This is a genomic window from Elizabethkingia sp. YR214 (assembly GCF_003058195.1).
Taxonomy (GTDB): Bacteria; Bacteroidota; Bacteroidia; order Flavobacteriales; family Weeksellaceae; genus Elizabethkingia.
The window spans coordinates 21,026-46,879 of record NZ_QBUH01000002.1; the positions used below are offsets into that span (position 1 = coordinate 21,026).

24 protein-coding genes are annotated in these 25,854 nt (G+C 35.0%); 6 read left to right on the forward strand and 18 right to left on the reverse strand.

The genetic code is table 11. The annotated features are described in order from the left end of the window. Window positions 1-75 precede the first annotated feature (75 nt). On the reverse strand, window positions 76-1,368 hold the full coding sequence (locus tag C8J95_RS03260) for a DUF389 domain-containing protein (protein WP_107808725.1): 1,293 nt from the start codon (window positions 1,366-1,368) through the stop codon (window positions 76-78). Between the two features lie 436 nt (window positions 1,369-1,804). Between C8J95_RS03260 and C8J95_RS03270 the strand changes: the two genes are divergently transcribed. Both C8J95_RS03270 and C8J95_RS03275 read left to right on the forward strand, forming a co-directional pair. Continuing rightward, window positions 1,805-3,478, forward strand: a complete 1,674-nt coding sequence (locus tag C8J95_RS03270; protein WP_107808727.1) for a hypothetical protein — start codon at window positions 1,805-1,807, stop codon at window positions 3,476-3,478. Between the two features lie 192 nt (window positions 3,479-3,670). Beyond that, window positions 3,671-5,260, forward strand: a complete 1,590-nt coding sequence (locus C8J95_RS03275; protein ID WP_107808728.1) for a discoidin domain-containing protein — start codon at window positions 3,671-3,673, stop codon at window positions 5,258-5,260. 74 nt (window positions 5,261-5,334) lie between these two features. On the opposite strand, the gene C8J95_RS03280 is transcribed toward C8J95_RS03275, so the two are convergent. The 12 genes from C8J95_RS03280 to C8J95_RS03340 all read right to left on the reverse strand — a co-directional run bounded on the left by C8J95_RS03280 (window position 5,335) and on the right by C8J95_RS03340 (window position 18,076). Further along, on the reverse strand, window positions 5,335-6,090 hold the full coding sequence (locus C8J95_RS03280) for an SDR family NAD(P)-dependent oxidoreductase (protein WP_107808729.1): 756 nt from the start codon (window positions 6,088-6,090) through the stop codon (window positions 5,335-5,337). 168 nt (window positions 6,091-6,258) lie between these two features. Next, the gene (locus tag C8J95_RS03285) at window positions 6,259-7,074 is read right to left on the reverse strand and encodes a hypothetical protein (RefSeq protein WP_107808730.1); all 816 of its coding nucleotides are present in this window, start codon (window positions 7,072-7,074) and stop codon (window positions 6,259-6,261) included. Continuing rightward, on the reverse strand, window positions 7,071-7,688 hold the full coding sequence (locus C8J95_RS18585; RefSeq protein ID WP_146165458.1) for a hypothetical protein: 618 nt from the start codon (window positions 7,686-7,688) through the stop codon (window positions 7,071-7,073). Before C8J95_RS18585 ends, C8J95_RS03285 begins: the two co-directional genes overlap by 4 nt. A gap of 154 nt (window positions 7,689-7,842) precedes the next feature. Next, on the reverse strand, window positions 7,843-10,029 hold the full coding sequence (locus C8J95_RS03295; RefSeq protein WP_107809010.1) for a thioredoxin-like domain-containing protein: 2,187 nt from the start codon (window positions 10,027-10,029) through the stop codon (window positions 7,843-7,845). 4 nt (window positions 10,030-10,033) lie between these two features. Then, window positions 10,034-10,936 carry an ABC transporter ATP-binding protein gene (locus C8J95_RS03300; protein WP_107808732.1) on the reverse strand — a complete coding sequence of 301 codons (903 nt, stop codon included), beginning with the start codon at window positions 10,934-10,936 and terminating at the stop codon, window positions 10,034-10,036. Window positions 10,937-11,135: 199 nt separating this feature from the next. Then, complete coding sequence (locus C8J95_RS03305; protein WP_107808733.1) at window positions 11,136-11,351, reverse strand: (4Fe-4S)-binding protein; 216 nt, start codon at window positions 11,349-11,351, stop codon at window positions 11,136-11,138. Between the two features lie 84 nt (window positions 11,352-11,435). Continuing rightward, the gene (locus C8J95_RS03310) at window positions 11,436-11,894 is read right to left on the reverse strand and encodes a heme-binding domain-containing protein (protein ID WP_107808734.1); all 459 of its coding nucleotides are present in this window, start codon (window positions 11,892-11,894) and stop codon (window positions 11,436-11,438) included. Continuing rightward, a complete protein-coding gene (locus tag C8J95_RS03315) occupies window positions 11,887-12,438 on the reverse strand; it encodes a DUF3347 domain-containing protein (protein ID WP_107808735.1) in 552 nt (183 codons plus the stop codon). The genes C8J95_RS03310 and C8J95_RS03315 overlap by 8 nt, the downstream gene beginning before the upstream one ends. Before the next feature lie 689 nt (window positions 12,439-13,127). Beyond that, a complete protein-coding gene (locus C8J95_RS03325) occupies window positions 13,128-14,432 on the reverse strand; it encodes a deoxyribodipyrimidine photo-lyase (protein ID WP_107808737.1) in 1,305 nt (434 codons plus the stop codon). Next, complete coding sequence (locus C8J95_RS03330) at window positions 14,422-14,979, reverse strand: lipocalin family protein (RefSeq protein ID WP_107808738.1); 558 nt, start codon at window positions 14,977-14,979, stop codon at window positions 14,422-14,424. The genes C8J95_RS03325 and C8J95_RS03330 overlap by 11 nt, the downstream gene beginning before the upstream one ends. 1 nt (window position 14,980) lies before the next feature. Next, window positions 14,981-15,649 (reverse strand): MarR family winged helix-turn-helix transcriptional regulator, encoded by a 669-nt coding sequence (locus tag C8J95_RS03335; RefSeq protein ID WP_107808739.1) that lies wholly within the window; start codon window positions 15,647-15,649, stop codon window positions 14,981-14,983. Between the two features lie 168 nt (window positions 15,650-15,817). Next, entirely contained in the window at window positions 15,818-18,076 is a 2,259-nt protein-coding gene (locus C8J95_RS03340; RefSeq protein WP_107808740.1) for a family 20 glycosylhydrolase, read from the reverse strand. A gap of 171 nt (window positions 18,077-18,247) precedes the next feature. On the opposite strand from C8J95_RS03340, the gene C8J95_RS03345 reads away from it, so the two are divergent. From C8J95_RS03345 to C8J95_RS03360, 4 genes are all read left to right on the forward strand, one after another. Continuing rightward, window positions 18,248-18,523, forward strand: coding sequence for a hypothetical protein (locus C8J95_RS03345; protein ID WP_146165459.1), 276 nt, complete (start codon window positions 18,248-18,250; stop codon window positions 18,521-18,523). Window positions 18,524-18,712: 189 nt separating this feature from the next. After that, a complete protein-coding gene (locus C8J95_RS03350; RefSeq protein WP_107808742.1) occupies window positions 18,713-19,798 on the forward strand; it encodes an AraC family transcriptional regulator in 1,086 nt (361 codons plus the stop codon). A gap of 123 nt (window positions 19,799-19,921) precedes the next feature. Continuing rightward, complete coding sequence (locus C8J95_RS03355; RefSeq protein WP_107808743.1) at window positions 19,922-20,710, forward strand: SDR family oxidoreductase; 789 nt, start codon at window positions 19,922-19,924, stop codon at window positions 20,708-20,710. Between the two features lie 217 nt (window positions 20,711-20,927). Then, window positions 20,928-21,443 (forward strand): GNAT family N-acetyltransferase, encoded by a 516-nt coding sequence (locus C8J95_RS03360; protein WP_107808744.1) that lies wholly within the window; start codon window positions 20,928-20,930, stop codon window positions 21,441-21,443. A 50-nt stretch (window positions 21,444-21,493) separates the two neighbouring features. On the opposite strand, the gene C8J95_RS03365 is transcribed toward C8J95_RS03360, so the two are convergent. The 5 genes from C8J95_RS03365 to C8J95_RS03385 all read right to left on the reverse strand — a co-directional run bounded on the left by C8J95_RS03365 (window position 21,494) and on the right by C8J95_RS03385 (window position 25,774). Then, on the reverse strand, window positions 21,494-22,624 hold the full coding sequence (locus C8J95_RS03365; RefSeq protein ID WP_107808745.1) for an acyltransferase: 1,131 nt from the start codon (window positions 22,622-22,624) through the stop codon (window positions 21,494-21,496). 226 nt (window positions 22,625-22,850) lie between these two features. Beyond that, window positions 22,851-23,636, reverse strand: a complete 786-nt coding sequence (locus C8J95_RS03370; RefSeq protein ID WP_107808746.1) for a porin family protein — start codon at window positions 23,634-23,636, stop codon at window positions 22,851-22,853. A 41-nt stretch (window positions 23,637-23,677) separates the two neighbouring features. Beyond that, complete coding sequence (locus tag C8J95_RS03375) at window positions 23,678-24,805, reverse strand: PCMD domain-containing protein (RefSeq protein WP_107809011.1); 1,128 nt, start codon at window positions 24,803-24,805, stop codon at window positions 23,678-23,680. A gap of 235 nt (window positions 24,806-25,040) precedes the next feature. Then, window positions 25,041-25,475 (reverse strand): cold shock domain-containing protein, encoded by a 435-nt coding sequence (locus C8J95_RS03380; RefSeq protein WP_078721506.1) that lies wholly within the window; start codon window positions 25,473-25,475, stop codon window positions 25,041-25,043. A 38-nt stretch (window positions 25,476-25,513) separates the two neighbouring features. Further along, window positions 25,514-25,774 (reverse strand): RNA-binding protein, encoded by a 261-nt coding sequence (locus tag C8J95_RS03385; RefSeq protein ID WP_059155565.1) that lies wholly within the window; start codon window positions 25,772-25,774, stop codon window positions 25,514-25,516. Window positions 25,775-25,854 lie beyond the last annotated feature (80 nt).

Below are 25,854 nucleotides of genomic sequence, written 5' to 3' on the forward strand. Positions count from 1 at the left end.
GGATACAAAAAAAACATTTCTAATTTTATTCAGAAATGCTATTACTATAATTTGAGGCTTTGTGAAAGATTACGTTTATTTTTCTTCCTCTTTAATAAGTTTGAGGTCGGTTTCTCCCAATTGTTCTACAATCCATCTTTTTAGTTTGTCTTCATCTGTTTTTTTATTTGCTTTATAAAGCAATACAGTTGAAGTACTAACGGAGTCATTGGAATAATAATTGTCCATCTTACCCAATGATACTTCAGATATTTCTGGAAATAATATTCCAATTTCTTTAATAAGTTTTGGGTTTTCAATCTTATATTTCTTTAATTCAGAACTTAGAGCGTTCAGTTGTAAATCTTTTTCAGAAAGATTGGTATTTTGCTTATTGATTTCAGATAGAATTTCAGATTTTAAATCTGAAGTATTTTGTTTGATAACAAGTTTTGTATTGATAATACCGAAATTTTTCAAATCATTGTTGAGTTGCTTTATTTCGGTACTGTCAAATTTTTTTGATAAAAATGCCAGCTCAATGCTTTTAGGGTTCGAATTATAACTGATTTTTTTATAAATGGTAATGTAGCCGTTATTGTAGAATTTATCTTTTAAAAATTGTTCAACATTTTGAGAGAATTTCCGCTCATTTAAAAGGTTATATGCCAGATAAGAACTAGGGATAATCATCAGAAGCATCACTAAAGTGATGGAAATTCTAAGCTTTTTATCAAAACTGAAATTCCCTGTGCTCACAGCACCATACTTCATATATTTAATAATAAGAAAAGTGGATATGCCGATAAAAAAACAGTTAATGCTGTATAGGTATAGCGCTCCGGCCATAAACTTCAAGTTCAGTGTGGCCAGTCCAAAGCCAGCAGTGCATAGTGGTGGCATTAAAGCTGTTGCAATAGCAACTCCTGGAATGGGATTTCCTTTTTCAGCTCTTGTAATAGATACAGCTCCTACAATACCACCGAAAAAAGCGATAAGCACATCATAAATAGTGGGTGAGGTTCTTGCTAAAAGTTCAGACTGAACTTCTTTAAAAGGACTTAAATAAAAATACAGAGTGGATACAATAAGGCTGACACCGGTAGCAATAATTAAGTTTTTAGCTGATTTTCTAAGCAGAATAAAATCATAAGTAGCTAGGGCAAAGCCAGCACCTACTATCGGGCCCATAAGGGGAGAGATAAGCATAGCCCCAATAATAACGGCGGTAGAATTTACATTAAGCCCGATAGAAGCTATGAGAATTGCACAGGCCAATATCCAAAGGTTGGCGCCTTTAAAAGAAATATTCTTAAGTACATCATCCTGGACTTTTTTACGGTTTTCTTCTCCATTATGCAGACCAAATAAATTACTGAAATATCTCATGTTTTGTTTTGATAACAAAATACGTAAATATCTGTGAATAATATGAATGTGGAAATTAGATTGTCAGGTTTTATGCTAGAGATAAGTTTTGATGTTTTTTTATTTAAAAAAATATTCATTAATTTTGATATAAATGTAGTGTTAAAGCTATATTTTGATTTTTATTTTAATGTATTGATGGTTTTGATGAATATTTGTAATTGGTTGTATGGGTGGGCTTGTGAAACGTTAATAATTTCAAATTATTAACGGTAAAAAATGAAGAATAGCTTGATAGATTGTGTTGATGAATGTGCACAGTTTTGGACAAAAGCTATTAGGTTGTTAATCGCAGGTAAATTAATAGATCTGTAAATACCTTCACATAATATTATATAGAAAAATGAAATCATTGATTTTTTTTTAAAATACCCCATTAGGGCCTTCTTTGGTTTTAATGGCAGGATTATCCTTAGGGATTGTTTCGTGCAGAAGCACGGATAATGTAACCGATACCGCTTCCGGTGGAAAAGCCATTGTAAAAGTAAATTTATTGCGTACAGAAACCGAGGACGATAAGCCGGTAAAAATAGGTGCCTCGAATCAGATGGCAGGAAATCTGGAAATGCAAAGGCAAAATATAGCTTTTGATGATAAACACAGTTTTGAGGTTACTTTCTCTCCAGCCTCGGCTGTGAATAAACTTGGAACCATTAATCCTATGGCGGCATCGCCTACGCCGCTAAATCCAGGTGTAATGTATAAAGTAGTGGTTTATGACACTAATGGTGCGTTCGTAGATCAAAAAGACTTTACTTATGGTGTAAACGATACTTCAGGTTTTCAGTTAAATGGAGATCAGAATTACACCTTTGTCGCTTATTCTGTAAATAGTAAAACAGGTGTTCCGAATGTTGATAGTCCAAATTCTTTAGCCAACGCAGGAGTTGTAGGAGCCACAGGTGATTTGATGTATTTCAAAACCAATATGACGGTTTCAGGAAATCAGGACAATAACCTGAATGTGATCTTAAAGCACCGTTACAGTCAGATTACTACAATTATAGATGCTACGGGAATCGGAAATGTTATGAATGCCTCTGGGGTAATGACTCCGACAAATACCTCTGCAAATCTTAAATTTGCAAATGATCAGGTGCTTACTTATAACGGAATAGATCCTAATGGAGCAAGTGTCACTTTTCCGGCCTCAGAATTAGGGAAACCTACAGCCAAAAGTGATCCTACAATTTTAATTTCTGATACCAGTCTTAGTGGAGAGCTTAATCTTAATTCTTTGACTATTGGAAGCACGACCAGAAATAATATTAAAATAAAGAATCTAAAAGTCAATCCGGGATACAGGTATGATCTGACGCTTAAGTTAGATGGAGCTTTAAAAACAATTAGAGTTCTCAGTATCATTCCTGACGGCTGGAATTCGAATTTATCAGATGGTTTGTATACCAATATTGCACGCTCTAAATTAAATAATCTGTCTAATTTTGGACCAAATGGAACTGTAAGAATTCAAAATTTCTCCTTTACAACACTAAATGTAAGTACTGCAACAGATACAGATATTTCTACTGCAATAGATAATGCTGATATAATCTGGATAGGATATGTAGCGAATAGCTATCTCCCTGTAGGCTCTGCCAAAAGAAATGCTTTAGAGGCTAAAATAAATGAAAAGAAGAAATTCTTTTTTGTTGCCAATGATAGTGATTCAGGAGGTGCATATTTCCCAGGATTTAGCACTTTAGCTGGATATGATTTTGGATATGATACATTCGCAACGATTCAGACTACTGTTCTGGAAGGAGAAGGACCTATGAAAGGTATCTTTGGGTCAATACCAAGAACAACCACAATACAACAGACCAGATCTATCGGTAAGATTAATTCGTATCCAGTGGGGGCAAGGCCTTTTCTTATGAATCCTGATGGAACATATAATGCAGTAGCGGGAGACAATTTTATGACTGTAAGTGATAATAGCTGGTATATTAATTATGAATCTACCGATGGTTTTTATAATGGGACCGACAGTTGTTCTGATAATAAATATTCTATCATGTTTTGCAATGTTTTTGAAACGGCCATTAATTATATTAAGAACAATCCGTAAATATTTTTCTCTAGCTATAGATAAACTGTAATATCCCTGTAAAAGGGATATTGCCATATATATGAGTATTGCAGAAAAAACTTTAATTCCGCATTTATTTTATATTAAATTTTGTTTTTGTGCTTTTATTTTACGAATATGTAGTTAAATTATAGTATATTTAACCGAAAATTAATTAAATTCTACCAAATCATGAGAACAAAACTATTCAAACCCTTATTGGGAGCATTTGTGCTTGCCTTTATGTTAAACTCCTGTAAAAGGGATATAACCTCCGAAGGGGAAATGAATCCTCAGGCCAAGTCCGGGATTACAACTACAACGATTACGAATGCTTGGCGTAATAATCCTTACAAACTCAATGTGATCTATTTTGTACCCAACGATATAGATACTATTCCTAACTACCGCAAAAGACTTAGCAACATCATGCTTCAGTTGCAAAAGTTTTATGGTGACAATCTGCAAAGAGCAGGTTATGGTTATACCTCTTTTGGACTGGATCTTTTATCAGATACCCAGGTGAATATTATTACGATTAAGGGAACAAAAGGTAATGCTTCTTATCCATATGATGGTGGCGGGGGAGTTGTATTGGACGAAGTAAGACAGTATTTTACGCAAAATCCTACACAGAAAAAGAGTGACCATAACCTCATTATCATGCCTTCTTATAATTCGGATCCAAATAACCCGGGTGGACCTCCGTTTTATGGCTTAGGAAGAGATTGTTTTGCGTTGGATTATGCCGGAATGGATACCGATAAATTAGGTGTAGCCGGAGCAACAGGAGATCTGGCTACAAAATGGATTGGAGGTCTTGCTCATGAATTGGGACATGGGCTGAATGCTCCTCATAACAAAGAACATAAGACAGATAAGCCTACTCTGGGAACAGCACTAATGGGAGCTGGAAACTATTCGTATGGTAAAACACCTACTTATATTACCAATGCGACATCTGCATTATTTTCACTTTCTCAGACATTTGCGACGACAACGAGAAGCGATTGGTATGCTTCTGTACAAAATAACCTGGTTAAGCTAAAAGGTGAAGTTAAAGACAATAAGATTATAATCAGTGGTAAATATACCTCAAGCTTACCGGTGAAAATCGTAAATGTGTATCATGATCCTTTCCCTGCAGGTGGTAATAAAGATTACGATGCTTTGGCATGGGATGCACGTCCGACGGGTGGAGATTCATTCTCTATAGAATGTCCACTAGATGATTTTTATACATTATCCGGGCAGTATGAACTCAAGCTTAATTTCTATCATGAAAATGGAACACTTGTAACCTATAAATACCAATATGAATTTGTAAATGGGGTACCAAATATTTCAGTAATCAATACAAAAGACTTACTAGACAGAACAGCATGGCAAGCTCTTTCAGCAGATAGTCAGGAAACCAGCGACGGAGTAATCGCAAACATTTTGGATGGTAATTCTACTACGGTATGGCATACCAAGTGGAGAGGAGGTGAAGCACCACTTCCACATCAGTTTGTTGTGGATATGGGAAGTACAACTACAGTTAATGGATTTGCTTTTGCTAATCGAAGCAATTTGAATGGCGCTATGAAGGATATCGAAATCTTTAAAAGCAGTGATAATTCTAACTGGACAAGTATAGGCACATTCTCACTGAAAGCGCAGCAAAGCTGGCAATATATAGATCTAAGTCAAGTACAGTCTATGAGGTATGTAAAAGTGAAAGTCACTTCTACAAATGGTGGATTCCAGTATGCACACCTAGCTGAATTTGCAGCTTATTAATTCATGATATCCATTTTTAAATAAAAGAAAACCTCCCATTTTGGGAGGTTTTTAGTTTTTAAGAAAAATCTTTGTTATAAGTGGATACCTCCGGAAACTTCTATTCTCTGGCCATTAACCCATTTTGATTCATCAGAGCAAAGGAAAGCAACTACCGAACCTATATCATCCGGAAGACCAACTCTGCCAAGAGCAGTTCCCCCGGCAATATTTTTATTAATTTCAGCATTATCCCGTACAGCACCACCACCAAAATCGGTTTCTATAGCACCTGGAGCTACAGCATTTACTCTTATTTTTCTGTTACCCAGTTCCATTGCCCAGTATCTGGTCATGGTTTCCATAGCTGACTTTAGTCCTGCATATACGGAGTATCCAATCATGGAAAATCGGGTAAGTCCGGTTCCGATATTTACGATACCTCCACCATCATTCATAAAGTTTATAGCACTCTGAACAAGGAAGTAAGGGCTTTTAAGATGGATGTTCATAAGGGTGTCGAATGATTTTTCATCTGTATGTCCTAAAAGGGTAGGTAGTCCTATTCCGGCATTGTTTACCCAGTAATCGATTTTACGAGCATCAAATTTGTCATTAAGTACACTGGATAACTGATCAAAGAAAAGATCAAAGCTGCTTTGCCTTTCTACATTAAGCTGAATTGCTGCGGCTTTTCTGCCCAGTGCTTCAACTTCTTTTATAACCTCGTTGGCTTCATCTTCTTTACTGTTGAAAGTGAAAATAATATCTTTTCCGCCTTTAGCCAGATTAAGTACCATATCTTTTCCTAGCCCACGGTTTCCTCCGGTTACGACTGCAATTTTACTCATAATTAATGTTTTTTTATTGATTTGACTATCAAAGTTATCATAAAATAAATCAACAAAAAATGATTGGTATTTAGTTTTAACTATGCACCATATTTAAAATATTCATATCATTTTAGATTGTAGCCTTATCTTTAGTCCGGCTTATTATTAGAACTCATCATAGTAGATTTAAGGACATATCCTTTTGCCGTCTTTTCCTATAATGCTGTCTACCTTCTGGTAAGAGAACCCTATAAAGTTTTGTTTTCCGCTCAAGTAGAGTACTGCTCCGGGATTCGGATCATGGATCGTACTACATTTATATCCTGTTTCGGTATTGGCGGCCGCATAGACCCAGAAAACTTCTTTTTTTCCATTGCTAAGCGCTATGTTCCAGTAGCGATGCCAATAATATTTTCCCCTGATAGAACCGGTGCTGGTAGCTTCTGCAGTATAATGAGCTTCTTTTTGTGGTAAATAATAGGCAGCTGTACATATAATCTGGTTAATAATCCACCAGGTAGCTGCTATAAAAAAGAAAACAGTCAAAACGGCTAATATTTTTTCATATAGCGGTTCAGATTTTTGTTTGAATTCCTGAAGTAAAGGTTTTATTCTAATTTTGGTACTATGACATAATACTACAATGAAAAGCAGTATTACAAGAAGATTAATACTGTAGATAACAGTATAATTTTTATTCCATAATAGTTTTTCCTGCCATACACTGTCCGAGCCCATAAATAAAGTAAACATAACTAAGGGAAGTGCCCATGACATTGTAAACTTGTTAGGAGAGCGAAAAAGAGATATAATAAATACAATAAGGGTGAGCGTAAAATAGATTAACAGCACGACTGTAAGCTTCATTTTCTCCGGAATAGAAGGAATTATAAAGCTAATGCCAAAGAGAAGTAAGGCTACAACAGAGGGAATAATCCCAATGAGTATTTCTCTCTTGTTATTATTTTTCTCCGTGATTTGTAGCTGTATTTTCTTTTTCATTTCTCGCGATTTATCCAAGTGTCTGGATTTTTCAATTTTATATTCTCAGTGGCAAATACTGACTGGACTTCCTGTGTAAAGGTGAATGTAAAGCTTGCATACACTTCCGTATCAATTTTTAATCTGTATTTAAATGGAGTGCCGGGAATTTCTATTGTTTTAGTGCTGATACGAGTAACCTGTTGATAGGGAATTCTCTTATTTCTAAATGTTCTGAAGATGATAAAACCGTCTTTTGTAAATATATAAGGTGGAATACCTGCCCAGACACGAGCAATTTTAGAAATATAAATCTGGTATAACATAATATATTCTTTATCCATACTTCTTAGAATATCCATAAATGATCCGAACCTCTTGTAGGTCATGTAAATAAGAGGACCTATGGCCAGTAATAATATTGCCTGAATAGATAGTATGGTGGTAAGAATATAGGGAATAAAATGAGGCTCAGTTATGCTTCGACTATTGTAGGCTGCATGAAAATTATAAATGAAGAAAAATAAAATACTACAGTTTAAAATGACAAGAGCAATATAAATAGTATTTCTTAATTGCTTTAGCTTTTTAATTTCTGTTTGCCTGAAATCTTCATAAGAGGTTTGTAGAGTCAAATGCTGGTATTTTTTGGTGCCATCAAATATAATAAAAGCTAATGATTATTCATTTTTTAGAGAAATATTGTTCCTAAGATTCGAAGCTGACCAATAAAAAACCTTGTCCATTCATATAACATGGACAAGGTTAATGTTTTTATTTATAATAAAGCTAATCTTTCTTAATCTGATTCATAACTTCTACAAAATTGTCTTCATTGGGGGAAGGTGCATTCATATTATAAATCTTACCTTCAGGATCCAGAATAATGAATCTTGGAATTCCCTGTATACCATATTCCATAGCAAACTTATTAGCATTTGGGAGGTGCCATTGCAGTGTTTTAGAAGGTTTAGTTTTTAAGAAATTCTGCCACCTTGTTTTATCCTGGTCTACGCTGATGGAAATAAATTTTATATTTTGATAATATCTGTAATTTCTTTCTCTGGCCTCAAATGCAGGACGTATTTCCAGGCATGGCTGACACCAGGTAGCCCATAAGTCGATTATGACATATTTCCCACGGAATTGTGAAAGTTTCTGGGCTTTTCCAAGGCTATCAGTAAAATTAAGATCCGGGAAAGGCATGCCTTTCTGGCTTTGGTTTAGAGATAATAATTTTCCCTGTAGGTACGCTTTTAGCTCTTTATCCTGAATATAGCCAATCTCTGAGCGGAATATGTTATTTCGGGTAATGCTGTCTGTTTTTAACTCTAGGGATTTATAGAGCTGTGTTCCTATAAGTCTGTCTTTTTCTATTCCGGTGGGTAGAGTATTGAGCTTATTAAAAATAAGACTGTCATTGCCCTCTGCATTACTTTGTCCAGCCATCAATTGATTAAGTTTGTAATCAAGATAGTTGGTATTTTTTTTCAAAAGGCGTACCGGGTTTTTTATAGTTCCTTGTAACTCGTCCATCAGATATTTTGGTGCAGTAGACGAAGAGGAGGATATTTTTTTATAATTTTCAATATTGCTAAGGAATTTTATAGCCAAAAGCTGCTTTCTGTATTCTTTAAACTCATTGGAAAGCCCAAAGTTTTCAGAGGTAGAAAACCTGGAGAGGTACTTTTTATTTTCATTCCATTCCTTTTGTATTTTACTGTAGAATTCCTGAGGATTTTTGAACTCTTTATTGTCTAATTGGTATTGGAAATTTCCTGCAAAATCCTCTTCTGTACTATTATACTCCTGTTCTGCTTTCCTGTTGCTTTTTACAAAAGCTTCCATTTTTATTGCATTCAGGCGGAAGAATAGATCAAACCAGTCTCCCTTACCAAACACCAAAGGATATTTCTTATCACCAAACTCTAAAACATATTCATCCATTGGAAGATTTTCTTTTGTTTCCCATTTAAACTGATTGTTTGTTGCAGGTATAGAAGCTATTTTTTTATGAAAATCTTTAGTGAAAATACGAACAGAATCTATTTTTATATCGGTTTCAAATTTCCCGGTAATATTAGTGAATTCCGTATTGGCTTTAGGAATAATCGGTTTTTTTACCGCATAAAAAACACCTGTAAAGATAATGGCCATAACAATGCTGGCGATTAGTGTTTTTTTATGGTCTATAAAAGCACTGCGGAATCCTTTTTTAGCATACCATAAATAGCCGATGATGAGAAATACAAACATCCAGAATATGCTTAAGTATTCTGAGTAGGAAAAAATATGATTAAGGTTTCTTACATTATTGTTTTTACTCATAATGTAGAAAACATTGTATGGGGAATATTCTATATTTATTCTTTGTACCAGAGAGAAAACATTAAGAATAAGTCCTAATATTCCCAATAAAAATGGCCATATAAATCCCGGAATTATAACAGATATCATAAGCTGAAGGGCTATAATCCCTAATGCTGAAACCATAATTCTAAATAAAGTTTGAGCAGACCATAGAAAACTAAAATCTAATATTTTAGCAGGATCAGGATAGATATAGTACTGAGCAATAGCAACAATAGCTGTGATAAGCAAAAAGCTTACGGCGCAGATGAAAGCCATAATCACCAGATTAACATACTTGGCCATATAAATATTAAGTTTGCTAATAGGCTGGGTTTCCATTAAGAGCCATCCACCGTTTTTGTGATCAGTCTGGGCAATTCTATTGGCTGAAATAATAATATACAGTAAGAAGAAAAACATAACAAAACCTTTTAATGAGTCTTGTACGCTGGTTTCAATAACCGGATATTTCAATGCAGCTGCATCGGTATTATGATCCCTGAAAAAATCTGATACAAACCCTAAAAGAGGAATAATAGCACCCATGGCAATAGCTAGGTATAAGAGTCCTAAGCCTTTGATCTTTATCCATTCTACTTGTATAGCAATCAATAGTTTTTTCATCATTTTAGTTTTTAGTTAGTTCTATAAACCAGTCCTCAAGACCAGTATTACTTTTTAGTTCAAATATTTCAGCTTGTTGAGATACAAGAAGGTTATTTAATGCTATTACTTCTTCTTTGCTACTAACTGCACATTCCATTGTGTTTTCATTGATAAGTTTTGGACTGTATACATTGGGGATCTTGTCTATAAACTGATGCGCATTGTTAATGCCCACTTTTACACGGCTATATTGATAAAGTTGATTAAGCTCTTCTTTACTTCCCATAAATTTTATCTCGCCATGAGAGATAATAGCCAGATGTGTAATCATTTTCTCAATTTCCTGAAGCAAATGGCTCGATATAAAAATAGTAATCCCTTTTTCTTGATTTAGTTTTAGAAGCAACTCCCGAATCTCTATCATCCCATTAGGATCCAATCCGTTTACCGGTTCATCCAGAATCAAAAGTTCGGGATTTCCTAAAAGGGACATAGCAATGGCAAGACGCTGTTTCATACCCAGGGAATATTTTTTCATTTTAGTATTTCTGGCATCCCATAAACCAACAAGGTGCAGAACTTCCTCAGCATTTTGTTTTGGAAGTTCCCGTAGTTTAGAAAGGACCATAAGGTTATCCCATCCGGACAAATGATCATAGAATGCCGGATAATCAATAAGAGAGCCAATTCTATTAAATCCTCCGGGATAGAACGAGCTGAGTTCCTGACCGAAAATTTTAATAGTTTTATCAGTATCGGTAAGTGCACCAATAATAAATCTCATAGTTGTTGATTTTCCGGCTCCATTTGCACCCAAAAAACCAAAAATACTTCCTTTCGGAACATGAATGCTTAAGTCTTTTAATATAGGTTTTCCCTTACTAAAAGAGAAGCTCAAATCTTTAATATCAATTGTGTTCTCCATAGCTAAAAATGTGATTTCTTTTGCTTGATCAGTCTTGGTGAAAAGATAATTGTTACAAAAAAAGAAAAGTCGATAGTAAAACAGAGAAGGGTGAAAGTGCAGGAAAAGTCTTTTATTAAAGGGTTTATAGAGATTTAATAAAAAACCTCACAGAATCTCTGTGAGGTATATCAATAAAATAGCGTGCCTATTTTTCTTATTATTCGTTCATGCGGTACCCAAGCGCACCAGTAGGGCATTTTTCAATCTGACTTTTTAACTCTTCAGCACTAGCTTCCATAGGTGTGATCCAAGGTTTATCCTTTGGATGATACACTCTAGGTAGTGTTTTAACGCATACTCCGGCATGTTTGCACTTTGAAGGTGTCCATAAAACTGTAATGCCTTTGTTTTCTGAATATTCTTTTGTTTCCATCTTATATGTTACTTATTGTTCTAGCATAAAGTTAGTTGAAAAAAAATAAATATTAAAATCAGGGTTTTGTATGAATGTAACAGGCTACTCTGTGGAACTAATTGAATCCAGCCACCTAAGAATCGCTTTCTTTTCTTCTAAAGACAGCTTTGCACTTTTATGAATCACCACGTAGGAGGGGAGTGGCATTTTATTATTTTCAATCTGTTCTTTAATGCCACTGAATTTATTTTTCTTTTTCCGATTAGAATAATTCCCCCATTCATTAAAGTTCAGTTCCTGCTTACCTTTGTTAATATGTTTTTCTAAAAAATAACTTACCGGCTGAATATAAGCGTAAAAGGGGTAAGTAGTATTATTGCTGTGACAGTCATAACAAGAGTTCAATAAAATACGCTGTATGTTAATAGGCGCTTTATAGACCTGCATGAAATCAGAAGAAGGAATTTTTCCTTTATCTATATTTCTTAAAGGTTGAAAAAACTGAAGGAGTAGTAAAAGAATGACCCCGGCAAAGAGTATTTTTTTGATTGCTTTACTCATTCTGTAATTCTTTTTTTATCGACCCGCAGTCAGGCATTTTAGCTCCATAATAAGGGTTTATGATTTCTTTTTTTTCGCTAAGCCATATAGCTCCTTCTCCCTTATTGTAATTGGGACAAAAATCCTGATAAAGCTTTATTCCTCCAGTTCCAAAACTATCGATAAGATCGTTGATATCTCTACTGAGTAAAGAAAAATGTTCTCTCTGGTGTTCAACATTTCCGGCATTAGTACTGATATGTTCTGCATTTTCATGAAGGCTTTCATAGATATCCATGAATACCGCTTTTTGTTCCTGATCTAGAGCATCCAAAGTTTCAAATAGCTTTTTTGCAGCCTCTGCAGTTGCTTTTCCATCATCTTTAGTCAGTGCATTTTTTATATCCAGGTAATCGTTGATAATCTCTTTTACCGAAAAAGAAGCTCTAGCTTGTATATTTGTTTCTTTAGAGGTTTGTAGTGTTTTATTTTCAGTCTTAGTTTTTTTATCGGCACAGGCTATTAAACTTAAGCCCATAAGTATTGTAATGATGATATTTCTCATTTCAAAGTATGTTTTAATTAATGATTAGTTATACCTAAATCCTAGGCTAGAATAAAGGGTTTAAGACATCAATAGGTTTATTGATGAATGGTGATGGCGCGTAGTTATCCCTTTTAAAACGTCCCATACAAGTAAACATTAAACTACATCACATTGTTCTAATGCAAATATTGTTTTGGACGAAATACAATTTGGGCTATACGTAATGAGATTAGCCTATTTTAGGTGTAAGCCAGGTAAAAAGAAATCCTTTAGAAATAGTGTATTCAGGATTAATGAAAGATGACTTGTTATAGTACATTGTTTTTTCAAAACTGAAGTTTTGAGAATCAGGAAGTAAAGTAGTAATACAGCAGGTAAGACATTTGCACTGTTCAGTACAATTTTGACGATTCTGTTGAGAATTACAACCTTCACAGCCGCTGCAATACTCTTTTTCTGATAATTCAGCTTTATAACCGGACTCCGATACAGGAATTATATTTTTACCACAGGCGGAAACTTGCCCAGGGGTAAAGAGAAATCCTAATAAGATTATAAGTATGTATCGATATTGCAACATGTTATCGATAGCAAATTTAAAAATTTATTTTAATCCGATGTTTTATTATTTATTATTTATACAAAATAGAGGTTTTGTATTTTTATAAATGTCTATATATAAGTGTATTGTGGATTGTGTGATGAGCTTATTTATTAAAGCTTTCTATAGCTTTTTTATAAACCTGCAATGCACGTTGTCTTGCCTCTTCATGTTGTACTATAGGAGGCTTCATACTTTGCTGAAAATCAGGATTCCATTTTTTTATGTATTGTAAATCATTATCAAATTTCTGTGTTTGAGCGGTCGGATTAAAGATCCTGAAGTAAGGTGCTGCATCACAGCCACAGCCTGCAGCCCATTGCCAGTTGCCATTATTGGCAGACAAATCGTAATCGAGAAGTTTTTGCGCAAAATAAGCTTCACCCCAACGCCAGTCAATAAGCAGGTGTTTGCACAGGAAGCTTGCAACAATCATTCTTACGCGGTTATGCATAAAGCCTGTACTATTGAGCTGTCGCATACCAGCGTCTACTATCGGATAGCCAGTTTCGCCTTTGCACCAGAGTTGGAATTCGGTTTCATTATTGCGCCACTGAATATAATCATACTGTGCTTTAAAGCTGTGGTGAACGACTTTAGGGAAGTGATAAAGAATCTGCATGAAAAACTCCCGCCAGATAAGTTCGGATAGCCACGTATCGTTATGCTTAATGGCAAAGGAAACGCATTCTCGTATGGAAATAGTTCCAAATCTTAAAGCGATGCCTAAGTGAGAAGTTCTATCTAAAGCTGGAAAATCTCTATATAGGGCATAATCTTTTATTATTTCAAGATCTGGTTCGGGCTTTTGGAATACTAGGTCTGTTTTTTTGAAACCAATATCTGATAAAGCCAGAATTTCCTGTGGGATAGCTTTATATAAATTGTTTAAATCCGTTTTTGCTGTTATATAATGTTCCTGCTGAAGTTCAGTTCGCCATTTTTTAGCATAAGGGGTATAAACAGTGTAGGGGAGGCCATCTGCTTTTACAATTTCAGACTGATCGAAAATAACCTGATCTTTAAAATTGCAAAAACGAATATCATGTTCTTCTAAAAATGTTTGTACTATCTGATCTCTTTTTATGGCCTGAGGCTCGTAATCCCGATTGCAGTATACAGCTTGTACCTGATATTGCGTTATAATCTTTTTAAAAACTTCTGAAAGCTTTCCATGGTAAACCTGAAGAGTTGATTGATATTTATGAAGCGTCTCATTAATTGATATTAATGCCTGATGGATATAATCTACACGACGATCATAGGGATCAGTTAACTGATCGAGAATCTCTGTATCAAAAATAAATATGGGTAGTACCGGTAAACCAGAAGCTAAAGCTTGTTGTAATCCCTTATTGTCTTCGGTTCTTAGATCTCTTCGGAACCAGTAAATAACAACTTTATTTTCCATGTACAAACGGATTATTTTTATCCTGCTTTACCCATATTAATTTAGAGGTGTCATAACCGATTGACTGAGCCTTTTTTAGGTATTCTTCCTTAATATTCTCAGGTATTGATTTTTCACGAGAAAGTATCCATAGGTATTTCAGACTTTGTCCTGCAACCAGTGCATATTTGTAATCTTTATCCAAGGCAATAACATTGTACCCTGCATAAAAAGGTTTAAAGAAACTCACTTTCAGTGCAGCAATTGTTTTATCCTTTCTGAATTTGGCACTGCCGGTGGCTGATTTCCATTCCTGGGTTTGGGTATTGTAACCACTGTTTAGAACTTTAATCTCTCCATTTTCTTTAAAGCTGTATTGGGCTGTTACATTATCTAAATTCCGTTCAAACTTATAGTCGAATCGGGCAATCTCATACCAGGTTCCGAGGTAACGATTTGCATCAAAACTTTCAATAGGTTTTGCATTTTTAGGAATATTGGAACAAGAAGATAGGAGTGCCAGTGTGGTAAGCGTAAGAGCTGTCCCAAGTAAGATTTTATTTTTCATTTTATACTGCTTTATAGTTACTTTCAAAAACTTTGTCCAGAAGTTCAGATGAGTCTATATTCTGAGTAAATATGGGATGGTGAAATTCATTGAGTTTGTTTAATAACTCTATTAGTTTCATTTTCTCATGATGGGTAAGATTACCTGCAACTAGCTGCGTAGCCTGACGAATTTTATCCATTTGTGCATCAAGGGCATCTAGTCCCTGAGTGGTAATTTCTATGATCTTACTTCTTTTATCGGTCTGTGAAACAGATTGTTTTACCCATCCTTGTTGTATAAGCCTGTTGATAATTTGTATTCCTGCTGGTTTTTCCTGGATATTCTTTTTAATGAGTTCCATTTTGGTCATTCCTCCAAAAGCTTTGAGGTTGATAAGGTATATAAACTCTTCCTGGGTAGAGAAAGCTGAATAATGTATGGCTGACTTGGAGTAAGTTCTTGCATACCGATTCATGTGTACAAGGAGTGTACTGATAATACTTTCTGCACTTCTTCCATTTTCTTTTCCTTCCCAATAGGGTTCAGGACAAGATTCCTCTTTAGGAGTCTGCTGAGTAACCCAAAGCTTAAATCCATCAATATTATTGGGGTATTGATTTGTGTTTTGTTGCTTAGTTTCAAACTCTTCAACAAGCGTTATTACATCTTTTAATAATGCATAATCCATGGTGCAGGAATGTTTAATGGTATGTAAATATACTAATTATTTTATATAAAGTATATTATTGTACTTTTTTAATTATTGTTTTGTATAAAAAATACAATGTGAATATAAATGGATACAAAAAAAGGAAAGCATTGCTTTCCTTTTATTAAGTATTGAGTTGAATCAGTTTTAGTGAAAGAACCAACTATCCGGAATTGGTTGAGGTTCAGAATTATTAACACTATAATAAAGCTTCAGTGTAAATCCGCCTCCGGCTTCAATAAAGTCTATATCTATGGGATGGTAACCTTGTTCCAGAGCAATTTGTCCGCTTTTCATAATCGGCGCATGCTGACCATCATTATCAACAACTAATTGCTCGGCAATTTTTAAAACTCCGCCGTCATCACATGTAAAGTAGAAGTTATAAATTCCTTTTTCCGGAACACGAATCATTCCTTTTATTTTTGCTGCAAAGGCCGGCATTTTTATAGTGTCACTCAGTTTTACATTAGAGATAATTTCATTCTTTACCACTTCACCCTTAATGCCTTTTGTATTTGGAAATACACCTGAGTAGAATGCCGTATTTAATCCTGGAGTAGCTGATTTTGCTTTTACAGCCGGATGCCATTTGCCTTGTTTCACCTGTACCTGATATAGTTCGCTTTTGGCACCTGAGGAAGAAATTGTTGCAAACCGGATTTTAGCAGGTTCACGGATGATTAATGAACTTTGTAAAACGGGGCTGGAAGCATTTGGTAACGAGCCATCCATTGTATAATGTATTTTGCTTGTGAGTAAAGGATTATTTACTTTTAATACAGATTGTCCATCTACAATAACCTGTTCATCTGCAAAACCAGTAAGATCAGGCATCCGGTAACGGTAATCTTTTTTATCCCACAGATTATAATGCTTAACTACCCGCTGCTGGTAAGATGAATACAAATCGCTGTCTGTCCATACTCTTTCCGCAAGAGCTGTTAAGCGGGGAAGTATCATAAATTCCAGGCGTTCACGCGATGGAATCATTTCTGACCACATATTGGCCTGTGCTCCCTGGACAAGATGGTGCTTCTCCTGAGGTATGTCCAAAGGAATAACCTTCATATTATAAACGCTTTCTAGTGAGCTGCTATTGGGTAAGTAATCGAAATATAATGGATTGGTAGGGGACATAATCAAGGGATGATTGCGGTTTACGGCTTCCAAAGGAGCATTCTTTTTCCAGCCACGCCAGTACATAACAGTCATGCTTAGATCAGACGGACCATCCAGTATTTCGTCCCAACCAATAGCTATTTTCCCTTTTGACTGGATAAACTTATTTACGCGTTTTACAAAATAGCTTTGAAGATCGTGTAAAGAGTTCAGTTTTTCTTTCTGCATTAGTTTCTGGCAAAGAACAGATTTGCTCCAGCTGGTTTGTTCCACTTCATCGGCTCCGATATGAATGTAACGGGAAGGGAATAAATCCATAACTTCTTTTAGTACATCCTGAATAAACTGATAAGAACTTTCCTTGGCCGGATTAATGGGAACTGAAAATTGTTTTCCCCATCCTGAAGTAATTCCATCCAGTAAAAGTTCAGGGTATGCAGCCGTAGCAATCATCATATGTCCGGGCATATCGATTTCCGGAATGATCTCAATATTTTGTAAAGCTGCATAGGCTACAATATCTTTAATATCCTTCTGGGTATAGTAGCCACCATATTGTTGCTTTCCGTTTATGGTTCTTAGATGTTCTTTAGGCAACTCAAAGTCAGGATTTTCTTTTGCTTTCTCCAGGCATGCAAGGTCCTGATTATTGAATTCACGCCATGCTCCCTGTTCTGTAAGTTTCGGATACTTTTTTATTTCAATACGCCATCCCTGGTCGTCGGTAAGATGCAGGTGTAGTTTGTTGAATTTATATGATGCTAATAAATCAATGAATTTGTATAAATATTCTTTGGAAAAGAAATGCCTAGCAACATCCAGTTCTGCACCTCGCCAATTATAGGCGGGGCTGTCTTGTATAGAAAGTGTAGGAAGTTTTGTATTCCCGGAAAGCTGATAAAGCTGTTGCAAGGTTTGTAAAGCATATAAAGCACCTGCTTCACTAGAAGCTGATATTTCAATTTTATTATTAGTAATCTGCAGCTTATAGGCTTCTGGTTTTAAATCAGGCTGATTTTTTATCTGAAGATCTGCCTGTGCTGAATTGCCTTTTTTCCGGATAACTGATGTACTGAAAAGCGATTGGCTGATAAAGTTTTCTACTCGTTTCCATGGTTGTTTTGCATCTACTGAATAGCTTATTGTATTGTTTTTCAGAGAAAAGTTTCCGTTGGTTTGTTCCAACTTTGCAGGATAAGGAATAAGAGCAGGAGACTGTAATTCTTGTGCCGAAAAGAGCAAAGAACCTATAATACAGGTGAAAATTGTGGAAAGTATTTTCATGTTTGAATTAGTTTTCCTCAAAAATAGGACTTTTTTCTGTTTTATGTTATGTTATAGTTTGTCAGGTTTTATATAAGTATTTGTATTTATTTAAATGATTTTCAGTTGTTTATGTGTTTTATGCTTTGTTTTTTTTATTATATTTGATTACTAATCTTTAAAATGTTTAATATGAAAAATCTTAAAAAACTTTCAAGAGCAATTCAACGTAGCTTTATGGCTGGTGATGGTCCTTATTATTGTTTTGAAGGAGAAGGACCAGGTACGGGAGGATGTTCCGCAGGCGAAATTTGTTCAGGCGGTAAATGTGTTCCTTATACAGGTCCCGGCGGCGGTGGCGGAGGTGGAAATCCTGGTGGACCATCATATACCTGTATTTGCCCGTGGGGAACATTTGTTCAGAACGAACCATGTGCTGGACCGCCGTATTACTGTATACAGGGTTAGTTCTATTTAATGAAAATATAGTATAAATATTCTGAAAGAGTATTTGTATAAAATGTCTGATGTAGAGAAGAGACTTTATTCACCAAGCTGAAAAGGTCTCTTTGTTTGTTAATAGAATGGATATAATTTATATAGACAAAGTATTGTCACATTTAGTAATTTAGCCAGCAAAGTATTTATGATCAGCGGATGGATATAAACCTTTTAATTCTTTTACTAATAGCCGGAGGACTAATCCTATTGTCCTTTCTGTTGCTTAGCAATGCAATCAGGGTAAACAGGAAACCTAATTTTTATTTTGGAATATGTATACTTATTTGGTCAAGCTTCTTTTGGGACGATTTGCTATTGGGGGATTTATTACAAAATCAGATTGTTTTTGTAATTACCCGATTTATTCAGTTTTTAGCTCCACTAGCTTTTTATCAGAGCGTTCATTTTTATTCCAATCCATATTATAAATATAAAATAAAAGATACTGGGCATTTGATATTAGCCCTCTTGTTTTTGATATTATTGTGCAGTAGATCAATAGTAGATTCAGGACTATTCCATATTATATACCTCACTATGGTTCTGGGGAATGCATTATTTTATACAGGATTATCTTATCTGAAAATTCTAAAACATCGGAAGAATATTGAGTCTTTTGCTTCCAGTAAAGAGAATATAGATCTTAATTGGATTACGTGGATTATTTATGCTACTATTGCGGCATCGGTTACCACAGCTTTTTATAATATCTTTTCTGGTGAAAGATCACTAAATATTTATATCAGTCTTTTCTTTATGCTGGTCGTTTATATTGTTGCTTATTACACCGTTCAGCAGAAAGAAATTTACCCCAAAGGATTAGAAGTAAAGGATATTGAAACAGAATTTTCTGAAGTTACTTCTGGTGTAAGAAATAAACTGATGGATGATGCAGAGCTTGAAGGCCTTAAGGTAAAGCTTATGATCCTTATGGAGACTACTAAACCATATCTGGAAAGTGAACTGAATTTAGTTAAGCTTGCTTCAAAAATGGATATTTCTACGCATCAGCTTTCTTATGTACTTAATCAGGGCTTTGATGAGAATTTCTTTTATTTTGTCAATAAATACAGAGTTAAGAAGGCAGAAGAGTTATTAACGAGTCCTGCATGTAAACAATATACAATATTGGCGATAGGATATGAAGCCGGGTTTAATTCGAAAACATCATTCAATAATGCTTTTAAAAAAATAACCTCTTTTACACCTACAGAATACCGGAAAAAACGTTCTGGTTTATAAAATAGTTTGTTTTTATTGTTGTAAATCAGTGCTTTAATTGATTTTCCTGATTTTGTTCTGATTGATAAACCGGAGCATTTCCACCTATTGCTTAATCTACTTTTGTGCTATAATATTTAGAGTATGAAAGATTCGTATGCTGTAATTACAGGGGCTAGTCAGGGACTGGGAAAAGCTTTTGCTGAAGAATTGGCTAAAGAAAAGAATAACCTGATCCTTATAAGCCTGCCGGGACAAAACCTAAAGGAGTTTGCAGAAGAACTGGAATCACAACATTTTGTAAAAGTCTGTTACTATGAAACTGATCTTAGCATAAGGGATAACGTACTGGCTTTGGCTGAATGGATTAATTCCGGGTTTAATATTGATACACTCATTAACAATGCAGGTATTGGAGGTTCCGGAAAATTTGGCGATGTTTCCGGAAGTTACATCGAAAAAATTATTCAGCTCAACGTACTTGCTACGGCATTGTTAACGCATCAGCTTCTGCCTAATTTACAAAGAAGCCGCAAAGCATATATACTTAATGTATCCAGTCTCGCCGCTTTTTCACCGATGGGTTACAAAACGGTGTATCCTGCATCTAAAGCTTTCGTTCATTCTTTTTCCAGAGGTTTATATCAGGAACTAAAGGGTACCAATGTATTTGTAAGCGTTGTAAACCCGGGACCTATGAAAACAAATGCTGAGGTAAGCCGTAGAATAGAGGAGCAAGGCTTTTGGGCAAGGATTACCAGCCTGGATCCACAAAAAGTTGCCTGTTATTGCATCCGTCAGCTAAAAAAGCGTGATACCGTAATTATGGTGAACCATTTTAGCTGGCTACTATTAAAGATTCTTCCTATATGGCTGAAAATGCCTGTGCTGACAAATAAAATAAAAAGGGAAATTAATATTATAGCCTCATGAAGCATAAATAGTTTAAGGTTCATTATGGTTAACACTCACACGATAATTTTATAATTTTGAAAAAATAGTGATAATGAGATCTTTTGATAAAGTTATTTGTACTTTTATTTATAGAAGCTAAATCTTATAACGCTAAAAGATATGTATAGCAAGAAGGTATTTTTAAGCTTTAATAATTTTCACAAAATCTTTTAGCAGAAAATCAAATTAATATAAAATGATAGATACAAAACAATTAATTCTAAATGCACCAAATCAAGATAATTTTGATAGGTATTTTGATATTAATTCTGACCCACAAAATAATCTATATAATCCAAGCGGACCTATGAAATATGAGGCTGCAAAAAGAAATTTTGAAACTATAATTAGACATTGGCAAGAACATAAATTTGGTGTTTGGTCTATTGCAGAGAAAACAGATCCAAAATATGTAATAGGTTTCGGAGGTCTAAATTATAAACAATATGCGAATCATCTGAGATTGAATTTGGGATATAGGTTTGATAAAGATTTCTGGGGCAAAGGCTATGCTACAGAAGTTGCTAAAATGGCAATTGAATTTGGGTTTAATGAATTAGGTAAAGATGATATATACGCTTTGGTCAGACCTTCAAATCTGCCTTCAATTAAAGTGCTTGAAAAGTCTGGATTAGATTTGTTTAGTGAACTAAATGATGTTGAAAATGAAGTAAATAGTTTGGTGTTCAGAATAGAAAATATAAAAAAATAATTTTTTTTAGAATAAAAACAGCCAAAAGATTTTCTTTTAGCTGTTTTATATTAACGTTTGGTATTCATATATTTTTGGGTAAGCCATTTTCTTACCGGGATGTCATAATACTTCAGGAGTAGCCAGGCAACTAAAATGCTCACTGTCAGAATTCCAATGCCTATTGGCCAGGCCTGGTCCAAAGTTACTTTATTGTTTACAACCCATGCATAATAAACATAAAGAACAGGGAAGTGGGTGATGTATAATGGATAAGAAATATCTCCGAGGAAGTTGCATATATTTGTCGCAGCTTTTCCTTTAATACTTCCACTGGCTCCTAAAAATAAGATAAGAGGAAATATAAATATAATAGTAAAGGCTTCATAGGCTCCATTCATCCAAAGTTGTTCTTTGCCACCAATTCTCGGCATTGCCAGAACAACTATCAATAATATACTGCATAGTAAAAAACCATTTTTCAGGGACATTGGCTTGAATATACGGTACAATAATAATCCTGCCAGAAACGGATATAAAAGTCTTGTGAAACCTATTGTGAGTTGCTCTCCGGTAAGAGACCAACCGCCAATAATATCTCCCTGCGGGCTTGTAATGGTATAATAAGCCAGAAATGCTCCGGATAACAAAACCAGTATACTGAGTACGGTTGTAGATGCTTTTCTTAAAAAGAATGCATACAGAATATTGCCTACATATTCATAAAACAATGACCATGCAGGTCCATTTAGTGGGTGCATCTCGCCCCAGCCATGTATATCCAGAGATAGCGGAACAGGTATAAGTGTATACCCAATAAGCATTACTAATATCAGTTTCCATACTGGAGTTTCCCCAACGATAGGGAAGAGCACAGCTGATTCACTGAAATAGAAAAATATCCCGCCAAGAGTCATCCCTGCAATAATTAAAGGATGCAGTCGGATAAGTCTTCTTTTGAAAAACTGACCAATAGTCATTTTGTTCCAGCGGTCATCATAAGCATGAGCAATTACAAAACCAGATAAGAGGAAGAAAAAGTCTACCGCAAGGTAGCCGTGGTTTATCATCAGTTTGGTATGGTCACCACCGGCAAATATTTCCAAAATATGGAGCATAACGACCATAATAGTGGCAATTCCGCGCAGACCATCCAGGATTTCATAGTGTTTTTTTGAATCAGAAAAAGTAGTGTTACTCATCAGTATTTCAGTTTGTTAAATGGATTATTAGTTTGGTGTCAAATATCTAAAATTATTTTATGATAAACAATAGGCTTTTTATATAATAAGTTGATAATTTATTGTTTATATATGTTGCTATTTTTAATTATTTAGGTTATGTATTTATTATTTTAATAAAAATGAATATGATGTGATATAAAAAAAGCCCTCGGAAGAGGGCTTTTAGAATTGTATATTTTATTTTTTAGAATTTGTAACCGAAGCCCATATTCAGATATACATTGTGCATACTAAATGAGATCGCGTCGAAGTCTTTATTCAAAAGTCCATTGATTCCGTAAGAGAATTCAGGGAACAAAACAAAATGTTTGTTCATAGACCATTCTGCTCCCAGTTGCAATCCCCATTGGAATTTACGTACTTCATTCGAGAAGTCATAGGTTGCAGTACTACCTTCAGAGAATGTAATTTTTGGTCCTGTAGGTGTATTCTGACGCAAGTAACCATCAGAAACATAACCATCAAAGTTTTTATCAATAAGCCCGGAAAAATAAAGTCCACCATACAGATTCCATTTATCAGACAGACGATAGACCGCAGACACAGGTACTGTAATATAGGAGTTTTTTACAGTGGTTTGTACTTTACCGGTATAGTACCCGCGTACTTTTGAATTGTCCTGTTTTATTTCTGTAAGATAATTCTTTACTTCTGCTTTGGTTTTCATTCCTTTCCCCTCTACACGAACACCTAAACGGATACCCCATTTTTTGTCTTCAGAAATCCATTTTGTAGCATTGGCTTCAAGGCCTAAAGCAAGCGTTGGGTTATAACTTTCTATTTTACGTATTTCGCGGGGCATACCTAGTGGAGTGCTACCACCAATGCTATAATTTGCTCGGATCTGATAATCGATATCAGTATTGAAAAAATTGGGTTTTGGCGTAGAGATATTTGCTTCTATTTGTTGTGCAGAAACAATACTGCTGGTTCCCAGTGATAATAATATGGATAATAATACTCTTTTCATGTGATAATTCTGATTCTGTTAAGATTAGAAAACTTTAGTTTTTACTCCGTGACGACATTTACTTCGTCGATCCATAAAGCACTTCCTACAGCACCATTAAACAAATCGCCTTCTAAGCTAGATGTAAATACAATCGTGTACATGTATTCCTTATTTTTATCAAAAGCTTTTCCGTTTACATTCTCAAAAGGAATTTCGAATGCCGTCCACTTATCTGTTTCTATTCTTTTGTCTGCTTTTATTCTCGCTACACTTACCATTCGTGCATCTTTGAAAGAGTGATCACCACTCAGGTAATTGTTTTTATCCGATTTCTCAAATAGAATAGCATAAGCATCCCATGTGTCTTTTGTAAGTTTGGTTCCGGTTTTACTGTTCACTACAAAATTATCTCCGGCCTTGTATTTAAAATAACCTTTAATAGCTTTTGGCGCCGTTTTGAAGTTGTAAGGGATTCCAAAAAGAGTTGACTTAATTGCAGGAACGGTTAGTTTAAATGTTCCAAGGAATAGATTTCCTGCAGCCAATGGCGAGCCAAACATACCACCTAATGGTCCTGTACTTTTTGTCTGCATTTTTACACCTTTTCCAATATAACCATCTGGTATCTGAGCTGTAGGGTAGAAGGCAGGAGTAAGCGTTTCTCCCTCTTCCAGCAATGTTTCAGCCAGAATGTTATAGCCCTCATTTGCTGTCGTCCAATCGTATTTTTTCTGTCCATTAGCCTGATAGTCGAAAAACCTATGGAAATGACCTTCGGGGCCGTCTGTATCAATAACTTCTGCATTTTCAAAAGGGTAATAACGCCTTTCTGAATCATCGACAACAAATGATACTGTATATTCTTTTGTCCATGCACCATCTTCTGATGTTACAGTATATTTCTGAGGAGCACTGAAATCCAGTTTTGTTCCGCTTGCAGGTTTTATGCTGGCTCCTGGTGTTAAAGTGAATTCCGGAGAAAAATGGAAATCGGTGGTGTATTCCTTTAATCTGAATGTAATTGTATTGTCAGTGATAATGGGTTGGATCTGTAAGATTTCTGTAGAATTTGCTATTGTTGCGGTTTCTATATCGGCTTCCATATTCTGAGCCTGATCCCGGATACAGGAGGCTAGTAACAGACCTGTAGCCAATAGTAATAAATAGATAAAGTTTTTGACTCTCATCATTATAATATAAGATTAATTAACAGATTAATATATTGTATGGACCGGAAATATTTGGTCACAAAAACTTTCCGGATGGCTGAAAAGAATGTCACAGCCGTAATGCTAAGCAAAGATACAGTAAAAAATAATGCATTTATCTGTTTTGGTTAAAAAAAATAAAGCTGCTCCGATATGGAACAGCTTTATTGAAAATAAATTTTTAAACCGGTAAAGATTAAAAATTCATTTTTTATTACTTAACAATCTGGATATCAATAGCTGCAAATCCTTTCATTGTTCTTTCTTTTTCGAAAGATACTTTGTTGCCTTTTTTTACCGGCTCTTTACAGTTATTGATGTGGAAGAAGATATTCTCTTTGCTTTTGTCTTCTGTGATGAAGCCATAGCCTTTTTCACTAAGGAATGTAATAATCCCAGTTTTTACAGCTTCCTCTGCTTCTATCGGAGCAGCACCCAGCTGTATGTCATCCAGATTAATCTCCAGTGGAGCATTGTCTTCCGGCGGAGTCATAGTGATCTGACCATTGGCATCTACATATGCCATCATCTCGTCCAGACTCTTGCCTTTGTTATTGGTTGATTTACGCTCTTCGCGTCTTTTTGCTTTTTCCTGTTGTTTTTGTGCTTTTTTCTTGTTGTTTTCCTTTTTAGAGAAAGAATCTGCCATATATTGTTTTAGTTTATTTAGTTATGATCTGGGTTATGTTATAATCTATATCTGTTACTGTTTTGTGAGGCTTTGCTCACGAATATTGCATGTCCATCCAGAGATGTACCATTCAGTTTTCTAATTGCTGCTTCTGCTTCTTCAGGATTGGGCATCAGCACATATCCATAGCCTAGAGAATCACCGGAGTAAGACTCCTTAATGATGTCTACAGCAGTTATAAAGCCAAAAGAATTAAAATGTTTTTCCAATTGTTGCTCGGTTGTCTGAGGGTTCAGTTTACCAACTAATATATTCATAATTATTGAATTATAGGTTAAAAAAAATACGGCAACTGAAAAAAAGCGAAAACTGAGAAAAAAATATAAATATTCTAAAC